Source organism: Kitasatospora sp. NPDC002522 (assembly GCF_053595195.1).
Genome location: NZ_JBSFXE010000001.1, coordinates 346,023 through 353,124 on the forward strand (window position 1 = coordinate 346,023; position 7,102 = coordinate 353,124).

Here is a 7,102-nt window from a genome sequence, read left to right on the forward strand (position 1 = left end):
GCAGCGCCGCACGCCCCGCGGGTACGACCGCGCCCCGGTGGCCGGTTCCGAATGTCGGAAGCAGCCACCGGGGCGCGGGTCGGGCGGTCGTCAGAGGCGCATCGCCTGCGGGGTCTCGCGGCGCTGGAGGTCCGGGCCGTCGTACTCGCGGATGATCTCGTAGCGGGTGTTGCGCTCGACCGGGCGGAAGCCGGCGTCGCGGATCAGGTCGAGCAGGTCGTCGCGGCCGAGCTTGTTCGGGGTGCCGAAGTTGTCCGCGTCGTGGGTGATCTTGTACTCGACCACCGAGCCGTCCATGTCGTCGGCGCCGTGGCTGAGCGCGAGCTGGGCGGTGGTGACGCCGTGCATCACCCAGAAGACCTTGACGTGCGGGACGTTGTCGAAGAGCAGCCGGGAGACCGCGAAGGTCTTCAGCGCCTCGGCGCCGGTGGCCATCTCGGTGCGGTCCATCAGACGGTTGCGGACCTTGCCGTCCTTGGAGTCGTGGAAGTCGTGCTGGTAGCGCAGCGGGATGAAGACCTGGAAGCCGCCGGTCTCGTCCTGCAGTTCACGCAGCCGCAGCACGTGGTCGACCCGGTGGCGGGGCTCCTCGATGTGGCCGTACAGCATGGTGCACGGGGTCTTGAGACCCTTCTCGTGCGCCAGGCGGTGGATCCGCGACCAGTCCTCCCAGTGGGTGTCGTGGTCGACGATGTGCTGGCGGACCTCCCAGTCGAAGATCTCCGCGCCGCCGCCGGTGAGCGACTCCAGGCCGGCGTCGATCAGCTCGTCGAGGATCTCACTGGCCGTCAGGCCGCTGATCCGCTCGAACCAGTGGATCTCGGTGGCGGTGAAGGCCTTCAGCGAGACGTTCGGCAGCGCGGCCTTGAGCTCCTTGAGGGAGCGCGGGTAGTAGCGCCAGGGCAGCGTCGGGTGCAGGCCGTTGACGATGTGGAGCTCGGTGAGGGACTCCACCTCCATCGCCTTGGCCAGCCGCACGGCCTCCTCGATGCGCATGGTGTACGCGTCCTTCTCGCCCGGCTTGCGCTGGAACGAGCAGTAGGCGCAGGAGGCGCTGCAGACGTTGGTCATGTTGAGGTGGCGGTTGACGTTGAAGTGGACGACGTCGCCGTTCTTCCGCGTCCGCACGTGGTGCGCCAGGCCGCCCAGCCAGGCCAGGTCGTCGCTCTCGTAGAGTGCGATCCCGTCCTCGCGGGTCAGCCGCTCACCGGCGTAGACCTTCGCCTCCAGCTCGCGCTTGAGCCCTGCGTCCATGCGGCGCTCCGCCTCCTTGCGACTTCGATTCGTTGCCGAAGTCGAGACTACGCCTAGGCGGCCAGCAGCTCGGCCAGCAGGGCGGGGTCGAGGTTGCCGCCGCTGACGACGGCGGCGAACACGCGGCCGCCGAGCTCCTCGGCGCGGTGGAAGTAGGCGGCGGGGGCGACCGCGCCGGACGGTTCGGCGACGATCCGGCCGCGCCGGGCGAGCAGCGCGACGGTGGCGCGGATCTCGTCCTCGGAGACCGTCACGATGTCGTCCACGTAGGCGGTGAGGTGCTCGAACGGGAGCACGCCGACGGAGGTGGTGCGCAGGCCGTCGGCGATGGTGCGGTAGGTGTCGGCGACCGGCCAGGCGGTGCGCACCCCGGCGCGCAGGCTGGCCTGGGCGTCGGCGGCGAACTCCGGCTCGACGCCGATCACCCGCACGCCCGGGCAGGCCAGCTTGAGCGCGGCGGCGGTGCCGGAGATCAGTCCGCCGCCGGAGACCGGCACCAGCACGGTGTCCAGCTCGTCGGGGGCGTCCTCGGCGATCTCCACGCCGACGGTGCCCTGGCCCGCGATGATGTACGGGTCGTCGTACGGCGGCACCCAGACGTAGCCGTGCTCGTCGGCCAGCTCGGCGGGGACGGTGTCGCGTTCCTCGGCGGTGACGATGACCACCTCGGCGCCGAACGCGCGGGTGTTCTCGATCTTCACCGCGGGCGAGGTGTCGGGCATGACGATGACCGCCTTGAGGCCGAGGCGCTGCGCCGCGTAGGCCACCGCCTGGGCGTGGTTGCCGCTGGACTGGGCGACCACGCCGCGGGCGCGCTCCTCGTCGGTGAGCGCGGCCAGCCGGTTCATCGCGCCGCGGATCTTGAACGCCCCGGTCGGCTGGAGGTTCTCCGGCTTCAGCCACAGCTCGCGCGGGCCGGACGCGGCCCACGGGCAGGGCAGCAGCGGGGTGCGCACGGCGGTGCCGGCGATCCGCCGCTGCGCGGCGTGCAGTTCCTCCAGGCCGATCAGGGTCATGTCCGCTCCCTCTCGTTGACGGTGCGTCAGTGGCGCGCTTCGCAGCGGACGTTACTCGGCCAGGTCGAGCGGCAGCTCACTGACCCGGTTCTCCCACTTGGTGGAGAGCACCACGGTGGTGCGGGTGCGGGCCACGCCCTTGGTGCCGGACAGCCGCTTGACCACCGACTCCAGGCCCTCGACGTCCGGCACCCGGACCTTGAGCATGTAGGAGTCGTCGCCCGCGATGAACCAGCAGTCCTCCACCTCGGGGAGGTCCTTCAGCCGGTGCGAGACGTCGTCGTGGTCGGCGGCGTCGGTGAGCTGGAGGCCGATCAGTGCCGTCACCCCGTAGCCGAGGCTCGCCGGGTTGACGGTCGCCCGGTAGCCGGTGATCACGCCGGCCTGCTCCAGCCGGTTGATCCGGTCCGTCACGCTCGGCCCGGAGAGGCCCACCAGGCGGCCCAGCTCCGCGTACGAGGCGCGGCCGTTCTCCCTCAGTGCCTGGATGAGCTGTCTGTCCACAGAGTCCATGTGCCTGCCGCGTCCTTCCGAACCTCTCCAGAACCACAGATCATTATCCGGAATCCAAGGCGTCGTGCGCCGATCAACCCGGGTATCCCAGAGAACATACTCTCCCGTAACGAGCCCGCTCACTCGCCCCGGCTCGGGTGGACTTCGCGGTGTCGCGCGGGGGTGCTCGCCGCCTCTCCCAGGCTGCCTGACCAGCGGCGGTACAGCTCGTGCGGGACGCCGACCGCGTCCAGCACCCGGCCGGCCACGAAGTCGACCAGTTCCCGGGCGGTGGAGCCGCCCGCGTAGAAGCCCGGGGAGGCGGGGAGGACGACCGCGCCCTGCTCGTCGAGGGCCACCAGGTGGCGCAGGGTGGCGCCGGTCAGCGGGGTCTCGCGCAGGCAGAGCACCAGCGGGCGGCGCTCCTTCAGGGTGACCGAGGCGGTGCGCTGGAGCAGGTCCTTGGAGAGGCCGAGCGCGATGCCCGCCGCCGCGCCGGTGGTGGCCGGCACCACCAGCATCCCCTTGGCGGGGTACGAGCCGGAGGACGGGCCCGCCGCGAAGTCGCCCGCGGGCCAGTACCGGACGTCCCCCAGCGCCTGCTCGGCGAGGCCCAGCCAGTCGGCCAGGTCGGCCCGCCAGTGGGCGTCCCGGAAGGAGATGCCGGTCTCGTCCAGGATGGTGAGCCGCGCGGCCCGGCTGACGATCAGGTCGACGGCTTCGCCGGCGTCGAGCAGGGCGCGGATCACGGAAGCGGCGTAGGGGGTGCCGGAGGCACCGGAGACGCCGACGATCCAGGGCTTTCGGGTGTTGCTCATGGGGCCCATTGTCGCTGTGGAGCAACCACTGGGGGCTCGGGGAACTGCGAGGCGAGTGTCTGGTGGTCTGAGCTCGGCTGGGGGCCTTGGGAAACCGTCGGCGCCCAGACCTCGCAGCGCCCCGGAACCCGGACCGCCACTCGCCTCGCAGTTCCGCCCCCAGCCCCAAGGGGGGCCGGGAGGTACCCCCAGAGCCCCTGGTTGGGGCGACTTCCCCTCAGAATGGAGGTATGGCAGCGGTGTTGGTGGATCTGACGCATCCGGTGGTGTCCGGGATGCCGGTGTACCCCGGTGATCCCGGAGTGGAGTTGCGGGCGGCGCTCACGGCCGAGGTGGAGGGGGTGAACGTGTTGCAGGTGCACCTGGGGTCGCAGACCGGGACGCACGTGGACGCGCCGTACCACCTGGACGTGCGGTGGCCGACGCTGGACGGGCTGCCGTTGGAGCTGTTCACCGGGCCCGCCGTGGTGGTGGACCTGCGGGAGGTCCCGGCCCGCGGGGCGGTGACGGGGCGTCATCTCGCCGAGGCGCTGGCCGCGTCGGGGCCGGGCACGGTGCTGCTGCTGGCGACGGGCTGGCCCCGGTACTGGGGGACGGACCGCTACTTCGCGCACCCGTACCTGACCGAGGAGGCCGCCCGGGCGATCGTGGACGCCGGGGTGCGCACCGTGGGGATCGATGCGCTGTCGGTGGACCCGACGCCGGACCCGGGCCCTTCGGACCCCGAAGTGGCGCGGCTGCTGGCCGAGTTGGCGGACGAGCACGATCCGGCTCCGGAGCCGCCGACGCTGGCGGCGCACCGGGTGCTGCTGGGCCCGGAGGGCGGCGGGGTGATCGCGGAGAACCTGACGGACCTGACGCTGCTGCTGGAGGCGCAGGCGGCGGGCACGCCGGTCGAGGTGTCGCTGTTCCCGCTGCGGCTGACCGCGGCGGACGGGGCGCCGGTGCGGGCGGTGGCGCGGATCGGCTGAGCGCGGCGCCGGCACCAGCGCCCTTCCGCGGCACCGGACTTGGTCTAGACCAAAGCCGGAGAGCGCCGCTAGGCTCGCGCCCATGGCTGAGGTGATCGGTGTCGTCGAGCGGCTGTGGCGATACCCCGTGAAGTCCACGGGCGGCGAGCTGCTGGACGCCGTCGAGGTGGACGAGCGCGGCCTGGCCGGCGACCGGCTGTACGCCGTCCGGGACGGGGCCGGGAAGCTCGGGTCGGGGAAGAACACCCGGCGCTTCCGCCGGATGGACGGGCTGCTGCGGCTGAGCGCCCGGCTCGGCGCCCGGATCGACGCCCCGGAACTGTTCGACCCGCTGGGCTCACCGGTCGCCGACCCCACCTCCTTCCTGCGCGCCTACCTGGAGCAGGAGGACGTGGAACTCGCCCGCGAGGACGCCGTCTCGCACTTCGACCAGCTGCCGGTGAGCGTGCTGACCACCGCCACCCTGGACTGGGTGGCCGCCGCGGTGCCGATGGCGGTGGTGGACGAGCGCCGGTTCCGCCCGAACGTGCTGCTGCGCACCCCGCCGGGGACGCCGCCGTTCACCGAGGACCGCTGGTTCGGCCGCGAGGGCCGGGTGAAGGGCGGGGTGCGGCTGGCGTTCGTCCGCTCCAGCGAGCGCTGCGCGATGGTGGGCACCCCGCAGCCGGGCCTGCCGCACGCGCCGGAGATCCTCAAGACGCTGGTCCACGAGCACGACGGGCGGCTGGACGCGCTGGCCACCGTCGACCGGCCGGGCCGACTGCGGGTCGGCGACGCGTTGACGCTGCACTGACCCCGCGTCAGCACCGGCCCCGCAGCGGCCGGATGCCCGTCACGGGACCTTCCGGACCAGGCAGAACGGGTGCCCGGCGGGGTCGACGTACACCGTCCAGGTCGGCTTGCGGTCCTTGACCTCGGCGCCGAGTTCCAGCGCCCGCCGCTCGGCGACGGCCAGGTCCTCGACCTCGATGTCCAGGTGGAGCTGCTGCGGGTGCGCGGGGTCGGGCCAGATCGGCGGGCGGAAGTCCGGGGCCCGCTGGAAGCAGAGCACCATCCCGTCGGGCAGGTGGACCGTCGACCAGTCGTCGTCCGGCGACCAGCGCGCGTCGGGGCGGTCGACCTCGCCGCCGAGCAGGCCCGCGTAGAAGTGGGCCAGGCCCGCCGGGTAGTGGCAGTCCAGCACCACGCACTGCAGTACGCCGATCATCAGACCTCACCGTCCTGGTCGCTCGATGCCCGTGCTTCCAGCATGGCGCATCGCCGGGCGGGGTGGCGGTTCATCCGGCGGGGGCGCCGTCCGCCCAGCTCAGCGCCGGGTCGGACGGTCCGTCAGGTGGCGTGACGGCGCAGCAACGAAAACCCCGGCCAATCAGGACGCCGACGTCCGGAAGGCCGCCGTCCGGGCGCTGGCGGGGGCGGTCGCCGGGCCGGGGGTGGCGCAGGCGCTGCGGGAGCGGCTGGCCGACGCCGATGCGGACGTCCGGGCGTACGCGCGGCTCGCGTTGCGGGGGTAGGCGCCCCCTCGGACGCGAGGAGGCCCGTCGCTGCCACCTGGACGGTGGCGGCGACGGGCCTTCGGGGGGTGGCGGGGGCCGGCTCGCGGCCCGGGTGCGCACGCCGGTTACTTGGGGTCGCGGTCGAACTGGCTCTTGGACCAGCGGTAGCCGAGGACGGTGAGGGCGAGGCACCAGGCCAGCGCGATCCACCAGTTGTTGCCGATCGCGGTGCCGAGGAGCAGTCCGCGCAGGGTTTCGATGGCGGGGGTGAAGGGCTGGTACTGGGCGATCGGCTGGAACCAGCCGGGCATCGAGTGCAGCGGGACGAAGGCGCTGGAGATCAGCGGCAGCAGGATCAGCGGCATCGCGCTGTTGGAGGCGGCCTCCGCGTTCGGGCTGCCCATGCCCATGCCGACGGCGATCCAGGTCAGGGCGAGCGAGAACGCGGCGAGCAGGCCGAGGGCGGCGAGCCACTCCAGCGCGGTGGCGCCGGTGGTGCGGAACCCGATCGCCAGGCCGACCGCGCCGACCAGGAGGACGCTGGCCACGGCCTGGATGACGCTGCCGACGACGTGTCCGATCAGCACCGAGCCGCGGTGGATGGCCATGGTGCGGAAGCGGGCGATGATGCCCTCGGTCATGTCGGTGGCGACCGAGACGGCGGTGCCGATGGTGGTGGAGCCGATGGTCATCAGCAGGATGCCGGGCAGCAGGTAGGCGATGTAGGCGGTGCGGCCGCCGGACATCCCGGCGCTCATGGTGTCGCCGAAGATGTAGACGAAGAGCAGCAGCAGCATCACCGGGGTGAGCAGCAGGTTCAGCGTCAGCGAGGGGTAGCGGCGGGCGTGCAGCAGGTTGCGGCGCAGCATCGTGGACGAGTCGCGCACGGCCAGGGCGAGGGTGCTCATCGGGCGTTCTCCTTCGACTGAGCGGGCTGGTTCTGGGCGGGGACGGTGGTGGCGCCGGTGAGGGCGAAGAAGACGTCGTCGAGGTCGGGGGTGTGGACGGTGAGTTCGTCGGCTTCGATGTGGGCGGTGTGGAGGCGGTCGAGGAGG

The 7,102-nt window shown here is 72.5% G+C and carries 8 protein-coding genes and 1 pseudogene; 2 read left to right on the forward strand and 7 right to left on the reverse strand.

What is annotated here, in order from left to right; genetic code table 11:
• Window positions 1-90: 90 nt before the first annotated feature.
• The 4 genes from mqnE to ACWD4U_RS01605 all read right to left on the reverse strand — a co-directional run bounded on the left by mqnE (window position 91) and on the right by ACWD4U_RS01605 (window position 3,580).
• Window positions 91-1,254 (reverse strand): aminofutalosine synthase MqnE, encoded by a 1,164-nt coding sequence (gene mqnE, locus ACWD4U_RS01590; protein WP_363451205.1) that lies wholly within the window; start codon window positions 1,252-1,254, stop codon window positions 91-93.
• Between the two features lie 53 nt (window positions 1,255-1,307).
• Window positions 1,308-2,270 carry a threonine ammonia-lyase gene (locus ACWD4U_RS01595; RefSeq protein ID WP_363451207.1) on the reverse strand — a complete coding sequence of 321 codons (963 nt, stop codon included), beginning with the start codon at window positions 2,268-2,270 and terminating at the stop codon, window positions 1,308-1,310.
• A 51-nt stretch (window positions 2,271-2,321) separates the two neighbouring features.
• Window positions 2,322-2,783, reverse strand: coding sequence for an Lrp/AsnC family transcriptional regulator (locus ACWD4U_RS01600; RefSeq protein WP_363451209.1), 462 nt, complete (start codon window positions 2,781-2,783; stop codon window positions 2,322-2,324).
• A 119-nt stretch (window positions 2,784-2,902) separates the two neighbouring features.
• Window positions 2,903-3,580, reverse strand: coding sequence for a UbiX family flavin prenyltransferase (locus tag ACWD4U_RS01605; RefSeq protein WP_363451211.1), 678 nt, complete (start codon window positions 3,578-3,580; stop codon window positions 2,903-2,905).
• A 230-nt stretch (window positions 3,581-3,810) separates the two neighbouring features.
• On the opposite strand from ACWD4U_RS01605, the gene ACWD4U_RS01610 reads away from it, so the two are divergent.
• Both ACWD4U_RS01610 and ACWD4U_RS01615 read left to right on the forward strand, forming a co-directional pair.
• A complete protein-coding gene (locus tag ACWD4U_RS01610) occupies window positions 3,811-4,551 on the forward strand; it encodes a cyclase family protein (protein WP_363451213.1) in 741 nt (246 codons plus the stop codon).
• 82 nt (window positions 4,552-4,633) lie between these two features.
• Window positions 4,634-5,344, forward strand: coding sequence for an MOSC domain-containing protein (locus ACWD4U_RS01615; RefSeq protein WP_363451215.1), 711 nt, complete (start codon window positions 4,634-4,636; stop codon window positions 5,342-5,344).
• 39 nt (window positions 5,345-5,383) lie between these two features.
• Here ACWD4U_RS01615 and ACWD4U_RS01620 read toward each other — a convergent pair whose 3' ends face one another.
• From ACWD4U_RS01620 to ACWD4U_RS01630, 3 genes and pseudogenes are all read right to left on the reverse strand, one after another.
• Window positions 5,384-5,758: a VOC family protein gene (locus tag ACWD4U_RS01620; protein ID WP_363451217.1), complete on the reverse strand. Its 375-nt coding sequence runs from the start codon at window positions 5,756-5,758 to the stop codon at window positions 5,384-5,386.
• Window positions 5,759-6,172: 414 nt separating this feature from the next.
• Window positions 6,173-6,955, reverse strand: a complete 783-nt coding sequence (locus tag ACWD4U_RS01625; protein ID WP_363451219.1) for an ABC transporter permease — start codon at window positions 6,953-6,955, stop codon at window positions 6,173-6,175.
• Window positions 6,952-7,102, reverse strand: a pseudogene (locus ACWD4U_RS01630) (ABC transporter); the annotation flags it as partial. The gene ACWD4U_RS01625 and the pseudogene ACWD4U_RS01630, both read right to left, overlap by 4 nt.